Consider the following 18,688-nt stretch of genomic DNA (forward strand, 5'->3'; position numbering starts at 1 on the left):
GTCTGTCTGGCCTTCTCTACAATTGCGCCCCTTGCCGAGCTGGCAGGTGCGCATGTGCCTCTACTCCCTGGCAAGACACACCAGTGTCATTCACTCCTTGTCTGACCAGATTCGCTGGCAGACTACTAACCCGTAAGGAGCATTCATGCGTCATTACGAAATCATCTTCCTGGTTCACCCGGACCAGAGCGAGCAAGTCGGCGGCATGGTTGAGCGTTACACCAAGCTGATCGAAGAAGATGGTGGCAAGATCCACCGCCTGGAAGATTGGGGCCGTCGTCAACTGGCCTATGCAATCAACAATGTTCACAAGGCTCACTACGTGATGCTGAACGTTGAGTGCACCGGCAAGGCCCTGGCCGAGCTGGAAGACAACTTCCGCTACAACGATGCCGTTATCCGTAACCTTGTCATCCGTCGCGACGAAGCCGTTACCGGTCAGTCCGAGATGCTGAAGGCTGAAGAAAACCGCAGCGAGCGCCGTGAGCGTCGCGAGCGTCCTGAGCATGCCGAGTCCGCCGAAGGCGACGACAGCAATGACAGCGACTCCAGCGATAACGCTGACGAGTAATCCACGGACCTTTAGAGGAGCCTATTAAATGGCACGTTTCTTCCGTCGTCGTAAATTCTGCCGCTTCACTGCTGAAGACGTGAAAGAGATCGACTTCAAAGATCTCAACACCCTGAAAGCTTACGTATCCGAAACCGGCAAGATCGTTCCAAGCCGTATCACCGGTACCAAAGCTCGTTATCAGCGTCAGCTGGCTACCGCTATCAAGCGCGCCCGCTTCCTGGCCCTGCTGCCCTACACCGACAGCCACGGCCGCTGAGACCGGGTCGTCGACAAGCAGTAAGGGATTAGCATGCGAGCGTTAGCAAGTTTCATCATGCGCGGTCGTGTGCAGGCCACCCTCGTGGTGGTCATCAGCGCGGTATTGCCGCTGCTGTTCTGGTTGAGTGCCGCTGCCGGCAGCCTTGTGCTGCTGCGACGCGGGTTCAAGGATGCTTCAACGGTCATCGCTGGCGGCTTGCTGGCAGGGTTGGCCGTTTGGGTCATGGGCGATCCGATCACCTTCATGGTGATCGCGGGTGCCCTGGCACTTGCCGGCCTGTTGCGGGCCGAGCATCCCTGGAGTCGGGTGTTGGTGGTCAGTGCCGTGTTCGCCGTGGCGTTCAGCCTCGTGCTTGATCTGGCGCTGGCCCCTACCTTCGATGCGCTGGCCAAGGCGTTTGCCGAAGCCATGCCGCAAGTCGAAGGGCAGCCGGTACTCTCCGGTGAAGTGATCCGCCCATTGCTGGTCACTTCCACAGCCGTGACAGTGCAGTTGTTCTGCGTGCTGGCCCTGGTGCTGGCGCGTTATTGGCAGGCAGCGTTGTACAACCCTGGAGGCTTCGGTCACGAGTTTCGTGCCCTGAAGCTGCCGAAACAGACCATGGTGGCCCTGGTGGCAGTGATGGTGGTGGCCCCGTTCATCGGGCCGCAGTTCATCATCCTGGCATCGGCTTGGAGCCTGGTACTGGTGCTGGCCGGCATCGCTTTGATGCATGGGCTTGTGGCGCAGGGCCGACTGGCCGGTTTCTGGCTAGTAGGGATGTACGTGACGCTGCCGCTGATCATGCAGCTGATTTACCCGTTGCTGGTGGTCCTGGCCATTGTCGACAGCCTGATTGATTTTCGCGGTCGCAAGTCCCCCAAAGGGAATGACTCCGCGAACGGTGAAGGTTAAAAGTTAAGAGGTTTTACCAAATGGAACTGATCCTGCTGGAAAAAGTCGCCAACCTGGGCAACCTGGGCGATAAAGTAAAAGTTAAGGCTGGTTACGGCCGTAACTTCCTGCTGCCATTCGGCAAGGCTACCGTTGCCAACGCCGCCAACCTGGCTGCGTTCGAAGAGCGTCGCGCCGAGCTGGAAAAAGCAGCTGCAGACCGTAAATCGTCGGCTGAAAGCCGCGCTGCCCAACTGGCCGAGCTGGAAGTGACCATCACTGCCACCGCTGGCGACGAAGGTAAGCTGTTCGGTTCGATCGGCACCCACGACATCGCTGACGCCCTGACCGCCTCCGGCGTTGAAGTGGCCAAGGCTGAAGTTCGTCTGCCGAACGGCACCATCCGTCAGGTTGGCGAATACGACGTAGCCGTGCACCTGCACAGCGACGTTGAAGCCACCGTACGTGTGGTCGTCGTAGCTGCCTAAGCTGCGCTGACTGGCTGGCCCGTCAGGTGTCAGCCGGTTAACATCGGGCACGGTCCTGTCTTCGACAGGCCGTGCCCTTTGTCTTTTTCATCCTCCAGAATTCTTTCGTGGCCATGAACGAGATCACTACCTCCGAACAGCTCGACCTGCAAACCGCAGCCCTGAAAGTGCCGCCGCATTCCATCGAGGCCGAACAGGCCGTGCTCGGTGGTCTGATGCTGGACAACAACGCCTGGGAGCGGGTGCTGGATCAGGTGTCGGACGGTGACTTCTACCGGCATGACCACCGGTTGATCTTCCGTGCCGTGCACAAGTTGGCTGACGCCAACCAGCCGTTCGATGTGGTGACGCTGCACGAGCAGCTCGACAAGGAAGGCTTGTCGACGCAGGTCGGTGGCCTGGCATACCTGGCCGAATTGGCCAAGAACACGCCTTCGGTGGCCAACATCAAGGCTTATGCCGCGATCATTCGCGAGCGGGCCACGCTGCGGCAGCTGATCAGCATCAGTACCGACATCGCAGACAATGCGTTCAACCCGCAAGGCCGTGATGCGGCGGAAATCCTCGACGACGCCGAGCGGCAGATCTTCCAGATCGCCGAGGCGCGGCCCAAGACAGGCGGCCCGGTAGGGGTCAACGACCTGTTGACCATGGCCATCGACCGCATCGACACCTTGTTCAACTCCGACAGCGACATCACCGGTATCTCCACCGGTTATACCGACCTGGACGAGAAAACCAGCGGCCTTCAGCCGGCCGACCTGATCATCGTGGCGGGCCGGCCTTCGATGGGCAAAACCACGTTCGCCATGAACCTGGTGGAAAACGCCGTGTTGCGTACCGACAAGGCCGTGCTGGTGTTTTCGCTGGAAATGCCAGGCGAATCGCTGGTCATGCGTATGCTGTCCTCACTGGGTCGTATCGACCAGACCAAGGTGCGCTCCGGTCAATTGAGCGACGACGACTGGCCACGCCTCACGTCGGCGGTGAACCTGCTAAACGACCGCAAGTTGTTCATCGATGACACCGCCGGCATCAGCCCATCGGAGATGCGCGCGCGCACCCGACGCCTGGCACGCGAGCACGGTGAGATCGCCATGATCATGGTCGATTACCTGCAGCTGATGCAGATTCCTGGTTCTTCGGGTGACAACCGCACGAACGAGATTTCCGAAATCTCCCGGTCGCTCAAAGCCCTGGCCAAGGAATTCAATTGCCCGGTCATTGCCCTCTCGCAGCTCAACCGCTCTCTGGAGCAGCGCCCGAACAAACGCCCGGTGAACTCCGACTTGCGTGAATCCGGTGCAATCGAGCAGGACGCCGACGTCATCATGTTCGTGTACCGCGACGAGGTGTATCACCCCGAAACCGAGCACAAAGGCGTGGCGGAAATCATCATCGGCAAACAGCGTAACGGGCCAATTGGCTTTGTGCGCCTGGCGTTCATCGGCAAGTACACCCGTTTCGAGAACTTGGCGCCGGGGATGTATAACTTCGACGACGATGAATAACGCCTGATCCTGCTTCACCAGACGCACCTTCTTACCTGAATCGTGGGGCGAACGTGCCCCACAAGGCGTCACGCCCCAACCGTCGCACGCTTGCCAATTCCCACGAAGACAGTCGGATTTGGTTAAAATTTGTGCTATTCTCCGCGCCCGCGATTTCCCTGCACACCAGAGCCGGTCACTGATATGCAAGCAGCCAAACCACTTTACGATTATCCCAAGTACTGGGCCGAATGCTTCGGGCCAGCACCTTTCCTGCCAATGAGCAGGGAGGAGATGGATCTGCTCGGTTGGGATTCCTGCGACATCATCATCGTGACCGGCGATGCCTACGTCGACCATCCGTCGTTTGGCATGGCCATCATTGGCCGGTTGCTGGAAGCCCAGGGTTTTCGCGTGGGCATCATCGCCCAGCCGAACTGGCAGTCCAAAGACGACTTCATGAAGCTTGGCGAGCCCAACCTGTTCTTCGGTGTGGCTGCCGGCAACATGGACTCGATGATCAACCGCTACACCGCCGACAAGAAGATCCGTTCCGACGACGCCTACACCCCGGGCGGCCTGGCGGGCAGCCGGCCTGACCGTGCCAGCCTGGTGTACAGCCAGCGTTGCAAGGAAGCCTACAAGCACGTGCCCATCGTGCTGGGCGGCATCGAGGCCTCGTTGCGCCGCATCGCGCACTACGACTATTGGCAGGACAAGGTGCGCCACTCGATCCTGATCGACGCCAGCGCCGATATCCTCCTGTTCGGCAACGCCGAGCGTGCCGTGGTCGAGGTGGCGCAACGGCTGTCCAACGGCGAGAAGATCGAATCGATCACCGACGTGCGTGGCACGGCCTTCGTGCGGCGGGACACCCCTGACGGCTGGTTCGAAATCGACTCTACCCGTATCGATCGTCCGGGGCGTGTCGACAAGATCATCAACCCGTACGTCAACACCCAGGACACCCAGGCCTGCGCCATCGAACAAGCCAAGGGCGACCAGGAAGACCCGAACGAAGCCAAGGTGGTGCAGATCCTCGACAGCCCGCGCGTGACGCGTGAGAAGTCGGTGATTCGCCTGCCGTCGTTCGAAAAGGTGCGTAACGACCCGGTCCTGTATGCGCACGCTAACCGTGTGCTGCACCTGGAGACCAACCCAGGCAACGCCCGCGCCTTGGTGCAGAAACATGGCGAGGTGGACGTGTGGTTCAACCCACCGCCCATTCCCATGAGCACCGAGGAAATGGACTACGTGTTCGGCATGCCCTATGCGCGCGTGCCGCACCCGGCCTATGGCAAGGAGCGCATCCCGGCCTATGAGATGATCCGCTTCTCGGTCAACATCATGCGCGGCTGCTTCGGCGGCTGTACGTTCTGCTCGATCACCGAGCACGAAGGGCGCATCATTCAGAACCGCTCGCACGAATCGATCCTCAACGAGATCGAGGAGATGCGCGACAAAGTGCCCGGCTTCACTGGCGTGGTATCGGACCTCGGCGGCCCCACCGCCAACATGTACCGTATCGCCTGCAAGAGCCCGGAAATCGAGAAGCATTGCCGCAAGCCTTCGTGCGTGTTCCCGGGCATCTGCGAGAACCTGAACACCGACCACAGCTCGTTGATCGAGCTGTATCGCAAGGCCCGTGCGCTGCCAGGCGTGAAGAAAATCCTCATCGCCTCGGGCCTGCGCTACGACTTGGCGGTGGAATCGCCGGAGTACGTCAAGGAGCTGGTAACCCACCACGTGGGCGGCTACCTCAAGATCGCCCCCGAGCACACCGAGCGTGGCCCGCTGGACAAGATGATGAAGCCGGGCATTGGCAGCTATGACCGCTTCAAGCGCATGTTCGAGAAGTTCTCCAAGGAGGCAGGCAAGGAGCAGTACCTGATCCCGTACTTCATCGCGGCGCACCCCGGCACCACCGACGAAGACATGATGAACCTGGCCTTGTGGCTCAAGGGCAACGGTTTCCGTGCCGACCAGGTGCAGGCGTTCTACCCCTCGCCGATGGCGTCGGCCACCGCCATGTACCACTCGGGCAAGAACCCGTTGCGCAAGGTGACCTACAAGAGCGAGGGCGTGGACATCGTCAAGAGCGACGAGCAGCGTCGCTTGCACAAGGCGTTCTTGCGTTACCACGACCCCAAGGGCTGGCCAATGCTGCGCGAGGCGCTGCAGCGCATGGGGCGTGCCGACCTGATCGGGCCAGGCAAGCATCAGCTGATCCCGTTGCACCAGCCGCAATCCGATACCTACCAGAGCGCCCGGCGCAAGAACTCGACGCCAGCCGGTAGCCACAAGGTGGGCAAGGATCAGAAGATCCTGACCCAGCATTCCGGCCTGCCGCCGCGCGCCAGCGATGGCAGCAAGCCATGGGACAAGCGCGAGAAGGCCAAGGCGGAGGCGTTCGCCCGCAACCAGCAAGCGGCCAAGGAGCGCAAGGAGTCGGCCAAGGGTGGCAAAGGCGGGAAAAAGCCGCGTCAGCCAGTCATTCCACGCTGAAACCCCGGGCCGCCTGGCGGCCCCTCCTTCAGCGACTACCGGTTACTCGATCACTGCACATCGACATCATTCCGGGCATCACTCGGGGCGCGAGAACTCGCAGATCGCGCCTGTGGCAGCGTGGGCATAGGCAGCGAGCAGGCTGTTCAAGAAACTGGACATGGGCATTTGGTACTGCTCCTAAATGAGAGGTTGTCCCATCGTCTATTAAAAGGGCATGATGTGCCCTTAGATTGGTTGTATACAATCCATTGAACAATTCAACTGGCTGGCCCATTGACATCCCCTTGACGCACGTCACCCAGGGGCTGGACGGTTTCAGGCAGTCTCGCTGTTGATAAAACCCTGCCAAGGAGATTCACGATGTTTGCGAAAGCTGTAGCGGTATCCCTGCTGACCCTCGCCAGCGCCTCTGTCTTCGCAGCCGAGTGCTCGGTAACTGTCGATTCGACTGACCAGATGTCCTTCAGCACCAAGGAAATCACGGTCGACAAGAGCTGTAAGGAATTCACCGTCAAACTCACTCACTCCGGCAGCCTGCCGAAGAACGTCATGGGCCATAACCTGGTTATCAGCAAGACGGCCGACATGCCGGGCATTGCCACCGAAGGCATGAGCCAGGGTCTGGAAAAGGACTACATCAAGGCCGACAACGCCGCCATCATCGCCCATACCAAGATGATCGGCGCGCCAGAGAAGGAAACCGAAGTGACGTTCGACGCCACCAAGCTTGCAGCAGACGGCGACTACAGCTTCTTCTGCACCTTCCCAGGCCATATCTCGATGATGAAGGGCAAAGTCGTGGTCAAGTGATTTGACCGCGCGCTAGAACACGAACTGGGGCCGCAACGCGGCCCCAGTTGCGTATTCAAGGGGCGAACGGCAGTTCGCGCTTGTGCTGGGTCTTGCGGTAATTGGCAACGATGACATCGAAAGCGGCTTGATCGATTTCCTGGCCATGCAGGAATGCATCGATTTGCTGGTAGGTGACCCCATGCGCTGCTTCGTCTGGCTTGCCCGGGTCGAGGTCTTCGAGGTCAGCGGTAGGCACTTTCTCCACCAGTGACTCCGGCGCTCCAAAATGCCGCGCGATGGCGCGTACCTGATGCTTGACCAGGCCACTGAGCGGCGCCAGGTCGCAGGCGCCGTCGCCGAACTTGGTATAAAAGCCCATGACCGCTTCGGCCGCATGGTCGGTGCCGATCACCAGACCTGCGCGCGCGCCTGCGATGGTGTACTGGGCAACCATGCGCATCCTGGCTTTGATGTTACCCACCACGAAATCCACAAGCGTGGGCGAGCCGTTTTTCAACGCCTGCGTTTCGCCTGCCAGTGCCTTGACGGCCGGGGCGATGTCGATGGTATGCGTCTCGTCCGGCTTGATGACCTCCAGGCACGCCTGTGCATCATGCTCATCGTGCTGGACATGATAGGGCAGGCGCACGGCGATGAAGGTGTAGCCCTTGTCACCGGTTTCTTCACGCAACTCGTTGATCGCGCGCTGGGCGAGCAGGGCTGCGGTAAGCGAATCGACGCCGCCGCTGATGCCCAGTACCAGGGTCTTGAGCCTTGCATTGGCCAGGCAGTCCTTGATGAACGCTACCCGCCGGGTCACTTCGGCCTCGAGGGCGGCAGCGTCGGCGAACGGCGGTTGTACCTTGAGTGCCTGGGCAATCTCTTGCTGAACCGCTTGCATGGGGTTACTCCTTGCTGGGAACTTTGAAAACGTGACGTAGGTAAGTGACGAAGTTTTCGTCACGACACTGGGTCTTGGCCGCTTCGTCTGAAATCTTGGCCACCGGTGCGCCGTTGCAATCGGTCATCTTCAGCACGATGCTCATTGGCGTTACGCCCGGAATGTCGCAGGTCAGGTTGGTGCCGATACCGAAGCTTACGTTGATGCGACCACGCAGGGCACGGAAGATTTCCAGCGCCCGTGGCAGGTTCAGCCCATCGGAAAACACGAGCGTCTTGGTCATCGGATCGATGCCCAGGTGCTGATAGTGAGCAATGGCTTTTTCGGCCCAGAGCACAGGGTCGCCGGAGTCGTGGCGCAGCCCATCGAAGAGCTTGGCGAAGTACAGGTCGAAATCGCCCAGGAAAGCATCCATGGTCACGCAGTCGGTCAAGGCGATGCCCAGCAACCCTCGGTATTCACGCACCCAGCAATCGAGCGCGGCGATCTGGCTGTCGATCAACCGCGGGCCCAGCTGTTGGTGGGCCATGATCCATTCATGAGCCATGGTGCCCAGCGGCTTGATGTCGAGCTTCCAGGCCAGGTCCACGTTGCTGGTCCCGACGAAGCGGGCCGGGAAGTCATCGCGCAACACGCGCACCACGTCCTCCTGCACGCGGCTGGAGAAACGCCGGCGGGTACCAAAGTCAGCGACCTGCATTTCGGCCAGTTCATCGGTGCTGGCGTTGGCGCGCAGCCAATCGAATTTACGGTAAAGCTGATCCCGGGCAGCGGCCAGGCGCATGTGCGGGTGCAGCGAACGGTTGCGCACCTCGCTGATGATGGCGAGCAGAGGCACTTCGAACAGGATCACATGCAGCCACGGCCCCTTGAGGCGCAGCACCAGCTGACCGTCGTCGATACCCAGGTGCACGTAGCGCAGGTTGAAGCGGAACAACCTTAGAAAGCGCAGGAAATCGGGCTTGAGAAAGCTGATGCGCTCCAGGAAGGCGAGTTGGCCGTTATCCAGCGTCAGTTCGGCAAGCTGTTCGAGTTGCTGGCGAATGTCGTGCAGGTAGGGACGCAGGTCCTCGCCATTGCGGCAGCGAAACTCCCATTCGACATCGGCGTCAGGGTAGTTGTGGAGCACGCCCTGCATCATGGTGAGCTTGTAGAAATCGGTGTCGAGCAGGTTATGCACGATGCGCTCGGCGAATGCGCTCTCGCTCATCAGGGTGGCTCCAGAAACGGCAATAGGCGGTCATTGTGCCAGTCTTTGCCATGCCGATGTGATTGCGACGCAGACCCTGCGGCGAAGCAGCGCGAAACCTTTCAGAAGAATCTGAATACGATGTCGTACCGGCCAAACCGGACGGCGTTACGTTGCGTGTCGAGTGTAGTTACGGTGCGGGCTGTAGCAGTCACGCACCAGCGGTGTGCAGTTCGGTGACGTTAATTGTTACAGGTCGGTTGCCCATTGGCCTGTGCGCCAGTTGCAACACCCTGACGGTGCGGTTGCCCTGCGCCGCGATAATCGGTGCTACCAGAGGTGGGATAGACGGTTGCACGCTCAATAAAGAAACGGGCAGCGCCCGCCCGCCACGATATGCACGGTGGGGTTTGAAGATGATGCGAATCTAATGGCACGGCCCTTGCTCAGAGCACAGGGCTGAGTCGTTGTAGTGCCAATCAAAAAAACTCTAGGAGCACCACCTCATGTCGCAGACGTTTTACAAGAAAGGTTTCCTGGCCCTGGCCGTTGCCACGGCGCTGGGTGTTTCTTCGTATGTACAGGCCGACGTCAAGATCGGTGTCGCAGGCCCGATGACCGGCGCCAACGCAGCGTTTGGCGAGCAATACATGAAAGGTGCGCAGGCAGCGGCTGACAAGATCAACGCAGCCGGTGGGGTCAATGGCGAGAAGATCGTGCTGGTCAAAGGCGACGACGCCTGCGAACCCAAGCAGGCCGTGTCTGTGGCGAACCGGCTGGTTGACCAGGACAAGGTCATTGGGGTGGTAGGGCATTTCTGCTCCTCCAATACCATTCCGGCATCCGAGGTGTACGACGAAGCAGGCGTCATCGCCATCACGCCAGGCTCGACCAACCCGCAGGTCACCGAGCGCGGGCTGTCGGCCATGTTCCGCATGTGCGGGCGTGACGACCAGCAGGGCGTCGTCGCCGGCAACTATATCGTCGATGTACTCAAGGGCCAGAAAGTGGCCGTATTGCACGACAAGGACACCTACGGCCAGGGGTTGGCCGATGCGACCAAGGCACAACTGGAAAAACGCGGCGTCAAGCCCGTGCTGTACGAGGGCCTGACTCGAGGCGAGAAAGACTTCAGCGCCATCGTCACCAAGATCCGCTCCACCGGCGCCGACGTGGTCTATTTCGGTGGCCTGCACCCGGAGGCCGGCCCCCTGGTACGTCAGCTGCGTGAGCAAGGGCTCAAGGACGTGAGGTTCATGTCCGACGACGGCATCGTCACCGACGAACTGGTGTCCACGGCAGGCGGGGCGCAGTACGTCGATGGCGTCTACATGACCTTTGGCGCCGACCCGCGTCAATTGCCGGACAGCAAGGCGGTGGTCGAGGAATTCCGTAAAGGCGGCACCGAGCCCGAAGGCTACACCCTCTACGCCTATGCCTCGTTGCAGGCACTGGCGGCCGCGTTCAACGGCGCCAAGTCCAACAAGGGCGAAGACGCGGCCAAGTGGTTGAAGGCCAACCCTGTGCAGACGGTAATGGGTGAGAAGAAGTGGGACAGCAAGGGTGACCTGACGGTGTCGGACTATGTGGTCTACCAGTGGGACAAGGACGGCAAGTACCACCAGCTGGAAAAACAACAATAACAACGGCTCCAGGCCCCGGGCGCAAGCTCCGGGGCCGGGCCCCGCGGTACCCGTCTTTATCCGAAGATCAGCACAGTGCTGCAGCGCCATGGCTGCCTGGTACCGGGCCCTGCGTGGGCAGCACCGGTGCGATCTCGATCAGGTGAGATTGCGTTATGGATGGTATTTTCCTGCAGCAACTGGTCAACGGCCTGACCCTCGGGTCGGTCTACGGCCTGATCGCCATCGGCTACACAATGGTCTATGGCATCATCGGCATGATCAACTTCGCGCACGGCGAGGTGTATATGATTTCCGCCTACCTGGCGGCGATCAGCCTGGCATTGCTGGCCTATTTCGGCGTCGAATCCTTCCCCCTGCTGATGTTGGGCACCTTGTTGTTCACCATTGTGGTGACCGGGGTATACGGCTTCACCATCGAGCGCATCGCTTACAAACCCTTGCGCAACTCCACCCGCCTGGCGCCGCTCATCAGCGCCATCGGCATTTCCCTGATCCTGCAGAACTACGCGCAGATCAGCCAAGGTGCGCGGCAACAGGGGGTACCTACCCTGCTTGAAGGCGCCTGGCGCGTCGAGGTGGGCAGCGGTTTCGTGCAACTGACCTACACCAAGATCTTTATCCTGGTGGCGGCCTTCGTTGGCATGGGCCTGCTGACCTACGTGATCAAGTACACCAAGCTCGGGCGCATGTGCCGCGCGACCCAGCAGGACCGCAAGATGGCGTCGATCCTGGGCATCAACACCGACCGGGTAATTTCCTACGTGTTCGTCATCGGTGCCGTGATGGCGGCGCTGGCCGGCGTACTGATCACCATGAACTACGGCACCTTCGACTTCTATGCCGGCTTCATCATCGGCATCAAGGCCTTCACCGCTGCAGTGCTCGGTGGCATCGGCTCACTGCCTGGCGCCATGCTCGGCGGCATCATCCTCGGCATCTCCGAATCGCTGTTCTCCGGGCTGATCAACTCGGACTACAAGGACGTATTCAGCTTCTCGCTGCTGGTGCTGATCCTTATCTTCCGCCCCCAAGGCCTGCTGGGTCGCCCACTCGTGGCTAAGGTGTGACCATGTCCGTTGCCAAATCCGTATCCGTTCCCCAAAAGACAGGTTTCGATCTCAAGCGCAGCGTAGTGGAAACCCTGATTGCAGGGCTGCTGGCGCTCATCGTGTTCGGCCCGGTCGTCGGTGTGGTGCTCGACGGCTACAGCTTCAACGCCGAACCGCGGCGTGTGGCGTGGCTGGTCGGCGGCGTGATGCTCGGACGCTTCCTGCTCAGCCTTTACCTGCAAACCGCTGCCGGTCGGCGCATGCTGCAAGGCTTCGACAATGGCGGTTCAGGCGTGCATGTGAACCCGCCGGACTACAAGTCGCGGCTGCGCTACATCATTCCTGCGCTCATCGTGATCGCCATCGTCTTCCCGATCTTTGCCAACAAGTACCTGCTGACGGTGGTGATCCTCGGGCTGATCTATGTGCTGCTTGGTCTTGGCCTGAATATCGTGGTTGGCCTGGCCGGGCTGCTGGACCTGGGTTATGTCGCGTTCTATGCCATCGGTGCCTATGGCCTGGCGCTGGGCTACCAGTACCTGGGGCTTGGCTTCTGGAGCGTGCTGCCCCTGGCGGCCATTGCCGCAGCGCTGGCCGGGTGCATCCTGGGCTTTCCAGTGTTGCGCATGCACGGTGATTACCTGGCCATCGTCACCCTGGGTTTTGGCGAAATCATTCGCCTGGTGCTCAACAACTGGCTGTCGTTCACCGGTGGGCCCAATGGCATGCCGGCCCCGGCGCCGACGTTCCTCGGCCTGGAGTTCGGTCGGCGGGCCAAGGACGGGGGCGTGCCCATCCACGAGTTCATGGGTATCGATTACAACCCCAATCTCAAGTTCGTGTTCATCTACGCGGTGCTGTTTTTGGTAGTGCTGGCCGTGCTGTACATCAAGCACAGGCTGACACGCATGCCGGTAGGTCGAGCATGGGAGGCCCTGCGCGAAGACGAGATCGCCTGCCGCTCCATGGGGCTCAATCATGTGCTGGTCAAGCTCTCGGCGTTTACCCTGGGCGCCTCGACTGCGGGGCTGGCGGGGGTGTTCTTCGCCACCTACCAAGGTTTCGTCAACCCGTCCTCGTTCACCTTCTTCGAGTCAGCGCTGATCCTGGCCATCGTCGTACTGGGCGGCATGGGCTCGACGGTCGGCGTGGTGATTGCCGCGTTCGTGCTCACCGTTGCGCCAGAACTGCTGCGCAGCTTCTCCGAGTATCGGGTACTGCTGTTTGGGGTGCTGATGGTGCTGATGATGATCTGGCGACCGCGCGGGCTGATCCGCATCAGCCGGTCCGGTGTGACCCCGCGTAAAGGAGTGGCGCCATGAGCGACGACATCATTCTTTCGGTAGACCACCTGATGATGCAGTTCGGTGGCATCAAGGCGCTCAGCGATGTGAGCCTGAAAGTCAGGCGCAATCAGATCTTCGCCCTGATCGGCCCCAATGGCGCAGGCAAGACCACGGTGTTCAACTGCCTGACCGGCTTCTACAAGCCCAGCGGCGGACGAATCGAGCTCAATGCACGGGGTAGCCATACCAACGTCATTCAGTTGCTGGGCGAGCGCTTCCAGGCGGCGGACTTCGTCTCGCCATCACGGTTCGCCAGCCGGCTGTACTACAAGATGTTCGGCGGCACCCACCTGGTCAACCGGGCCGGTCTGGCCCGGACGTTCCAGAACATCCGGCTGTTCAAGGAGATGTCTGTCGTCGAGAACCTGCTGGTGGCCCAACACATGTGGGTCAACCGCAACCTGTTGGCTGGCGTGCTCAACACCAAGGGGTATCGCAAGGCCGAGAGCGACGCGCTGGACCATGCCTTCTACTGGCTGGAGGTGGTGGACCTGGTCGACTGCGCCAATCGCCTGGCCGGCGAACTGTCCTACGGCCAGCAGCGACGCCTGGAAATCGCCCGTGCCATGTGCACCCGCCCCAAGGTGATCTGCCTGGACGAACCTGCCGCGGGCTTGAACCCTCAGGAGACCGAAGCGTTGAGCCGCATGGTGCGGGTCCTGCGCGACGAGCATGACATCACCGTGGTGCTGATCGAGCATGACATGGGCATGGTCATGAGCATTTCCGACCACATCGTCGTGCTGGACCACGGCAACGTGATCGCCGAGGGCGCGCCTCAGGATATCCGCAACAACCCGACAGTGATCGCTGCCTATCTGGGTGCCGACGAAGAGGAGCTGATATGACTGCACCCATTCTGGAATTGAAGGACCTGGATGTGTTCTACGGCCCCATCCAGGCCCTGAAGCAGGTGTCCATGCACATCGACGAAGGTGAGACGGTGAGCCTGATCGGTGCCAACGGGGCGGGCAAGTCCACCTTGTTGATGTCCATTTTCGGGCAGCCCCGCGCCGCTTCCGGCCAGATCATCTACCGGGGCACCGACATCACCCGCAAGTCCTCGCACTACATTGCCGCCAACGGCATCGCCCAGTCGCCGGAAGGGCGGCGGGTGTTCCCGGACATGAGTGTCGAAGAAAACCTGATGATGGGCACCATCCCCATCGGCGACAAGCATGCCGACGAGGACATGCAGCGGATGTATACGTTGTTTCCACGTTTGAAGGAGCGACGCAATCAGCGCGCCATGACCATGTCGGGGGGCGAGCAGCAGATGCTGGCCATCGCCCGCGCCTTGATGAGCCGGCCTCGGCTGCTGCTTCTGGATGAGCCTTCGCTCGGGCTGGCGCCCATCGTCGTCAAACAGATCTTCGCCACCCTGCGCGAGCTGGCCAAGACGGGCATGACCATCTTTCTGGTCGAGCAGAACGCCAACCACGCGTTGAAGCTGTCGGACCGGGCTTACGTGATGGTCAACGGGCAGATACGCATGACGGGTACGGGCCAGGAGTTGCTGGTCAATGAAGAGGTGCGCAGCGCTTACTTGGGAGGGCACTGAGCCCTGATGGTGTTCCAGCCCTGAGTCAATCGGGGCTGGTCAACGCTTCAAGAAAGTGGCCTGCACGTTTCACCAGGCGGTGCCTGATGTGGACAACTGCAATGGCCTCGGGCTTATGCACAGGCTCGAAGCGACTGGCCAGCCTTTGTTACCCACAGCCTGATTTAGTCCACCGTTCGTGTGGAGGTGCCTGTGGAAAACATGGTGGCATCTTTCTCCAAGCCAAGGAATTCAGGGGCTCCATAGACTTGATCGTTTTTTGATCAGGATCTAGCTGCATGACGATATCTCTACCTGACTAGTACTTTTCGAGAGTGATGTCATAAACCCGTACGCCTGTGGATAAGGTTGTGGAAAAGCGTTGGACAGACGTCTGGATGCGGCATGGGATAAAGGAATTGGCGCGGTTGAAAAAGGCAGGCGCGACCGTGTAATGCTGAAAGGGTTCCGCCTGGTGCCGCAGTTGCCCCCAATTGGCGGGGAAAGGCTTGTGGATAAGGTGCTCATAGGTGGCTGTAGCCCAGTGTATATGCGGCCTTCAGTGTGTTGATCAAAAAATGATCAGTGCGCGTGACGACTTGCCCGGCGCATCGGGCACGGGCATGCTGCGGTTTCACCCAGGATCTCTTACGTGAGGAACACTGCATGACTTCGACCGTCTTCATCACAGGCGCCACGTCCGGCTTTGGCGAGGCCACTGCCCGCCGGTTTGCCGAGGCGGGCTGGAAGCTGGTGCTCACGGGGCGCCGCAAGGACCGCCTGGATGCCTTGTGTGCCGAATTGTCTGCGCAAACCGAAGTTCATGGCCTGGTGCTGGATGTGCGTGATCGCCAGGCGATGGAACAGGCCATCGCCACCTTGCCAGCGGGCTTCGACACGCTCCGCGCACTGGTCAACAACGCCGGGTTGGCGCTGGGGGTGGACGCTGCACAGCATTGCAGCCTCGACGATTGGGAAACCATGGTCGACACCAACATCAAGGGGCTGATCTACACCACGCGCTTGCTGCTGCCCCGCTTGATCGCCCACGGGCGGGGGGCATCCATTCTGAACGTGGGGTCGGTGGCGGGTAATTACCCCTATCCGGGCAGTAACGTTTATGGCGGTACCAAGGCGTTCGTGGGTCAGTTCTCGTTGAGCCTGCGCTGCGATTTGCGCGGTACTGGCGTGCGGGTGAGCAACATCGAGCCTGGCTTGTGCGAGAGCGAGTTCTCGCTGGTTCGGTTTGGCGGTGATCAGGCCAAGTACGATGCTACCTACGCGGGGGCCGAGCCGATCCAGCCGCAGGACATTGCCGAGACCATTTTCTGGATACTCAACCAGCCGGCGCATATCAACATCAATAGCCTGGAGTTGATGCCGGTTAGCCAGGACTGGGCTGGGTTCTCTATTGATCGCTCGGCGAAGGGGTAATTTGGGTTTTTGACCGGTGGGTATGACTGAGTTCTTCTCCACGGGCGAACCCCCGGCGAAACCCTGCCGCATTCGGAATGGCTATTCGCGAACCTGAATGACCGTTGCCGTTGCCGTTGCCGTTGCTGTTGCTGTTGCCGTTGCTTTGGATTTTGCTTCTAAGCGCGCGGTAGCCCAGACAACACAGATCGCGACTTCAGGAGGCCGAGCGCAGGGCTTGCGGAGGGAGGTGACGGGCATGGATGCCCGTCAAGCGCTGGGCCCCAGGATGGGGCCTGCAGCGCGGTCCTCCCGGGAGCAAGCCCGGAGCGAGGGGACCCCGGAGCGTAGCGTAGGGGCCGGATGATAGGAGCAGGCGGTTTTTGCTTACTTTTTGACAAGACAAAAAGTGAGCCGCCGTAAGGGCGGAAGGGTGACTGTGCGCCACCCGCGCCAATGAATACCAACTCGATATATGCGCCCACGCTTTGAAGTTTGAAGTTCGATGGGTTGGTGTGGGTATTGATAGAGAGCATAGTCCATTTGCGATGGCGACGCTTAATCACCTTTTCGCCCTTACGGCGAGTTACTTTTTGTCAAACGCCACAAAAAGTAACCAAAAAAGGCTGCGCTCCGTTCATACGGCCCCTACGCTGCGCTTCGGGGTTCCCTCACTCCGGTCTTGCTCCCGGGAGGACCGCGCTGTAGGCCCCATCCTGGGGCCCAGCGCTTGACAGGCATCCATGCCTGTCACCTCCCTCCGCAAGACCTGCGTTCGGCCTTCTGAAGTCGCGAAGATCAAAAGCAAGATCAAGATCAAGATCAAGATCAAGATCAAGATCAAGATCAAGATCAAGATCAAGATCAAGATCAAGATCAAGATCAAGATCAAGATCAAGATCAAGATCAAGATCAAGATCAAGATCAAGATCAAGATCAAGATCAAGATCAAGATCAAGATCAAGATCAAGAGCAAGAGCAAGAGCAAGATCAAGAGCAAGATCAAGAGCAAGATCAAGAGCAAGAGCAAGAGCAAGAGCAAGATCAAGATCAAGAGCAAGATCAAGAGCAAGATCAAGATCAAGAGCAAGATCAAGATCAAGAGCAAGAGCAAGAGCAAGAGCAAGAGCAAGATCAAGATCAAGAGCAAGAGCAAGAGCAAGAGCAAGAGCAAGAGCATCTATAGTGGGGATGATAACGTCTAAACTTGCCGCTATACATAGCCTGTGTAGTGTTCATGGAGTGTGCAAGCGTTAACTAATTTTGAAGTTATATTTGCTAGTGCAAGAGCAGAGAACTTTGATTTTCGGTTATGTCATATTCCAAGTATTAGGCAGCGCTATTAGCAGTACGAACATGCGGCGCCATCAAGTCAAGCGCTTGATACTGTGGCAGTTCCTACAACACTCGCCCTTGTACGTATTCCAGTGACGAAAACGTGCCAGCGCACTGGACGGCTCCAGGATCTGAGCCTCACTGCCCATTACGGTAACAACATTGCAGGCCCCGACCTCACCCCTCCAATCGCTTCAACCCTTCCAGGCAGGTGGCCAGATGATAAGGCGTAGTCGACGGCATATCATGCCGGCTGACATCGCCTTGCCCGTCCCGGCATTCATACCATCCCGCTTGCCGCAAGAACCGCCCCTGCAGGGCCTGCAACAGCTTGGGCAGCTTTACATCTGCATCAGGGCGCAATGCCAGGGCCCTGGCGTATTCGGCCTGTGCCCAGATCCGCTGAGTCGCATCCAGCACATGCCCTTGCACATCCAGCATCGCCAGCACCGCCTCGTCCTTCACGCCATGGTGCTCGGCAAAAACAAAGCCCCGCTCAATGGACGCATGCAACGCCGTCCCACGCAGCAGCGGCGAAGTGTGCAGCAAATAGAACCACTCGAACTGATGACCCGGCTCGAACCAGTTATCCACAGTGCCCCGGGGCTTTTCCAGCATCACCCCGTGGGCAGGGTCGATGAAGTGGGCCTGCATCGCTGTGCATAACTGTAGAAGCAATTGCTGCACAGCCTGATCATCACGCACGGCCAACACCTGCAAGAAGGCCTCTGCCAGGTGCATCTGCGGGTTTTGCAGCGCGCCACTGCCCAGGTTGCCCCAGTCTTCACCCAGACTGGCCTCGTACAAGCCATCATCCCGGGCAAAGCGATGCTCGATGACGTCTAGCGCACCAGCCAGGGTGGAGGCCACCAGGCTGTCGCGGACCTGGCCCCAATAGTGCGCGCAGGCGAAGACGATGAACGCGTGGGTATAGAGGTCCTTGCGTCGGTCCAGCGGTTTGCCCTGGGCGTCGATGCTGTAGAACCAGCCACCGTGCTCGGGGTCATGAAAGTGCTTTTGCAAGGAGCGGAACAATGCCGCGGCGCGTTCGGCCGCGCCCGGTTGACCGATGCGGCTGCTGAACAGGTACAACTGGCGTGCGCAAGCCATGGCCCGATAGCGCTGCACCGGCAGCGGCTGATGCTCGGCGTCCAGGGCCTCGTAAGGCAACGCCATCTCGGTGTTCCAACCTGGCCCCTGCCATAGGGGCACGATGCACGCGGCAAAGTGCTGATTGAAGCGGGTCAGTTCGGGCAGGGTAGGGCGGGGGTTGGACATCTTGGCG

17 protein-coding genes are annotated in these 18,688 nt (G+C 59.8%); 14 read left to right on the plus strand and 3 right to left on the minus strand.

From position 1 onward, the window contains the following. Positions 1-145 precede the first annotated feature (145 nt). The 7 genes from rpsF (at position 146) to azu (ending at position 7,002) form a co-directional block, all read left to right on the plus strand. Complete coding sequence (gene rpsF / locus NMB38_RS02250) at positions 146-571, plus strand: 30S ribosomal protein S6 (RefSeq protein ID WP_021783885.1); 426 nt, start codon at positions 146-148, stop codon at positions 569-571. 28 nt (positions 572-599) lie between these two features. After that, complete coding sequence (gene rpsR / locus NMB38_RS02255) at positions 600-830, plus strand: 30S ribosomal protein S18 (protein WP_003249563.1); 231 nt, start codon at positions 600-602, stop codon at positions 828-830. A 33-nt stretch (positions 831-863) separates the two neighbouring features. Further along, positions 864-1,727, plus strand: a complete 864-nt coding sequence (locus NMB38_RS02260; protein WP_494354881.1) for a hypothetical protein — start codon at positions 864-866, stop codon at positions 1,725-1,727. Positions 1,728-1,747: 20 nt separating this feature from the next. Then, positions 1,748-2,194 (plus strand): 50S ribosomal protein L9, encoded by a 447-nt coding sequence (rplI, locus tag NMB38_RS02265; protein WP_012316464.1) that lies wholly within the window; start codon positions 1,748-1,750, stop codon positions 2,192-2,194. A gap of 113 nt (positions 2,195-2,307) precedes the next feature. After that, on the plus strand, positions 2,308-3,705 hold the full coding sequence (gene dnaB / locus NMB38_RS02270; protein ID WP_023532900.1) for a replicative DNA helicase: 1,398 nt from the start codon (positions 2,308-2,310) through the stop codon (positions 3,703-3,705). Positions 3,706-3,888: 183 nt separating this feature from the next. Further along, positions 3,889-6,189, plus strand: a complete 2,301-nt coding sequence (locus NMB38_RS02275) for a YgiQ family radical SAM protein (RefSeq protein WP_027913943.1) — start codon at positions 3,889-3,891, stop codon at positions 6,187-6,189. A 363-nt stretch (positions 6,190-6,552) separates the two neighbouring features. Beyond that, positions 6,553-7,002, plus strand: a complete 450-nt coding sequence (gene azu / locus NMB38_RS02280) for an azurin (RefSeq protein WP_049696701.1) — start codon at positions 6,553-6,555, stop codon at positions 7,000-7,002. Between the two features lie 55 nt (positions 7,003-7,057). On the opposite strand, the gene nadE is transcribed toward azu, so the two are convergent. Both nadE and pncB read right to left on the minus strand, forming a co-directional pair. Then, positions 7,058-7,885: an NAD(+) synthase gene (gene nadE, locus NMB38_RS02285; protein ID WP_028687883.1), complete on the minus strand. Its 828-nt coding sequence runs from the start codon at positions 7,883-7,885 to the stop codon at positions 7,058-7,060. 4 nt (positions 7,886-7,889) lie between these two features. Then, positions 7,890-9,095 (minus strand): nicotinate phosphoribosyltransferase, encoded by a 1,206-nt coding sequence (gene pncB / locus NMB38_RS02290; protein ID WP_027913940.1) that lies wholly within the window; start codon positions 9,093-9,095, stop codon positions 7,890-7,892. Between the two features lie 485 nt (positions 9,096-9,580). Between pncB and NMB38_RS02295 the strand changes: the two genes are divergently transcribed. The 7 genes from NMB38_RS02295 to NMB38_RS02325 all read left to right on the plus strand — a co-directional run bounded on the left by NMB38_RS02295 (position 9,581) and on the right by NMB38_RS02325 (position 17,273). Further along, positions 9,581-10,717, plus strand: a complete 1,137-nt coding sequence (locus NMB38_RS02295) for a branched-chain amino acid ABC transporter substrate-binding protein (protein WP_023532927.1) — start codon at positions 9,581-9,583, stop codon at positions 10,715-10,717. A 155-nt stretch (positions 10,718-10,872) separates the two neighbouring features. Further along, complete coding sequence (locus NMB38_RS02300; RefSeq protein WP_023533025.1) at positions 10,873-11,787, plus strand: ABC transporter permease subunit; 915 nt, start codon at positions 10,873-10,875, stop codon at positions 11,785-11,787. A gap of 2 nt (positions 11,788-11,789) precedes the next feature. Next, positions 11,790-13,091 carry a high-affinity branched-chain amino acid ABC transporter permease LivM gene (gene livM / locus NMB38_RS02305; RefSeq protein ID WP_111475910.1) on the plus strand — a complete coding sequence of 434 codons (1,302 nt, stop codon included), beginning with the start codon at positions 11,790-11,792 and terminating at the stop codon, positions 13,089-13,091. Then, positions 13,088-13,963, plus strand: coding sequence for an ABC transporter ATP-binding protein (locus NMB38_RS02310; protein ID WP_023532980.1), 876 nt, complete (start codon positions 13,088-13,090; stop codon positions 13,961-13,963). Before livM ends, NMB38_RS02310 begins: the two co-directional genes overlap by 4 nt. Continuing rightward, positions 13,960-14,676 (plus strand): ABC transporter ATP-binding protein, encoded by a 717-nt coding sequence (locus tag NMB38_RS02315; protein WP_023532899.1) that lies wholly within the window; start codon positions 13,960-13,962, stop codon positions 14,674-14,676. Before NMB38_RS02310 ends, NMB38_RS02315 begins: the two co-directional genes overlap by 4 nt. Before the next feature lie 645 nt (positions 14,677-15,321). Then, entirely contained in the window at positions 15,322-16,089 is a 768-nt protein-coding gene (locus tag NMB38_RS02320; RefSeq protein ID WP_027913938.1) for an SDR family oxidoreductase, read from the plus strand. Between the two features lie 722 nt (positions 16,090-16,811). Further along, positions 16,812-17,273: a hypothetical protein gene (locus tag NMB38_RS02325; protein WP_494354882.1), complete on the plus strand. Its 462-nt coding sequence runs from the start codon at positions 16,812-16,814 to the stop codon at positions 17,271-17,273. Positions 17,274-17,580: 307 nt separating this feature from the next. Here NMB38_RS02325 and NMB38_RS02330 read toward each other — a convergent pair whose 3' ends face one another. Beyond that, complete coding sequence (locus NMB38_RS02330; RefSeq protein ID WP_028687185.1) at positions 17,581-18,681, minus strand: AGE family epimerase/isomerase; 1,101 nt, start codon at positions 18,679-18,681, stop codon at positions 17,581-17,583. Positions 18,682-18,688: the final 7 nt, after the last annotated feature.

The organism is Pseudomonas sp. FBCC-B35, from assembly GCF_059133755.1.

Coding starts and splice junctions, on each gene's coding strand:
- NMB38_RS02275 (WP_027913943.1), top strand. CDS start 3,889: ATGCAAGCAGCCAAACCACTTTACGATTATCCCAAGTACTGGGCCGAA.
- NMB38_RS02260 (WP_494354881.1), top strand. CDS start 864: ATGCGAGCGTTAGCAAGTTTCATCATGCGCGGTCGTGTGCAGGCCACC.
- NMB38_RS02315 (WP_023532899.1), top strand. CDS start 13,960: ATGACTGCACCCATTCTGGAATTGAAGGACCTGGATGTGTTCTACGGC.
- NMB38_RS02320 (WP_027913938.1), top strand. CDS start 15,322: ATGACTTCGACCGTCTTCATCACAGGCGCCACGTCCGGCTTTGGCGAG.
- NMB38_RS02325 (WP_494354882.1), top strand. CDS start 16,812: ATGCCTGTCACCTCCCTCCGCAAGACCTGCGTTCGGCCTTCTGAAGTC.
- nadE (WP_028687883.1), bottom strand. CDS start 7,885: ATGCAAGCGGTTCAGCAAGAGATTGCCCAGGCACTCAAGGTACAACCG.
- rpsF (WP_021783885.1), top strand. CDS start 146: ATGCGTCATTACGAAATCATCTTCCTGGTTCACCCGGACCAGAGCGAG.
- NMB38_RS02330 (WP_028687185.1), bottom strand. CDS start 18,681: ATGTCCAACCCCCGCCCTACCCTGCCCGAACTGACCCGCTTCAATCAG.
- NMB38_RS02300 (WP_023533025.1), top strand. CDS start 10,873: ATGGATGGTATTTTCCTGCAGCAACTGGTCAACGGCCTGACCCTCGGG.
- livM (WP_111475910.1), top strand. CDS start 11,790: ATGTCCGTTGCCAAATCCGTATCCGTTCCCCAAAAGACAGGTTTCGAT.
- NMB38_RS02295 (WP_023532927.1), top strand. CDS start 9,581: ATGTCGCAGACGTTTTACAAGAAAGGTTTCCTGGCCCTGGCCGTTGCC.
- dnaB (WP_023532900.1), top strand. CDS start 2,308: ATGAACGAGATCACTACCTCCGAACAGCTCGACCTGCAAACCGCAGCC.
- rplI (WP_012316464.1), top strand. CDS start 1,748: ATGGAACTGATCCTGCTGGAAAAAGTCGCCAACCTGGGCAACCTGGGC.
- pncB (WP_027913940.1), bottom strand. CDS start 9,095: ATGAGCGAGAGCGCATTCGCCGAGCGCATCGTGCATAACCTGCTCGAC.
- rpsR (WP_003249563.1), top strand. CDS start 600: ATGGCACGTTTCTTCCGTCGTCGTAAATTCTGCCGCTTCACTGCTGAA.
- NMB38_RS02310 (WP_023532980.1), top strand. CDS start 13,088: ATGAGCGACGACATCATTCTTTCGGTAGACCACCTGATGATGCAGTTC.
- azu (WP_049696701.1), top strand. CDS start 6,553: ATGTTTGCGAAAGCTGTAGCGGTATCCCTGCTGACCCTCGCCAGCGCC.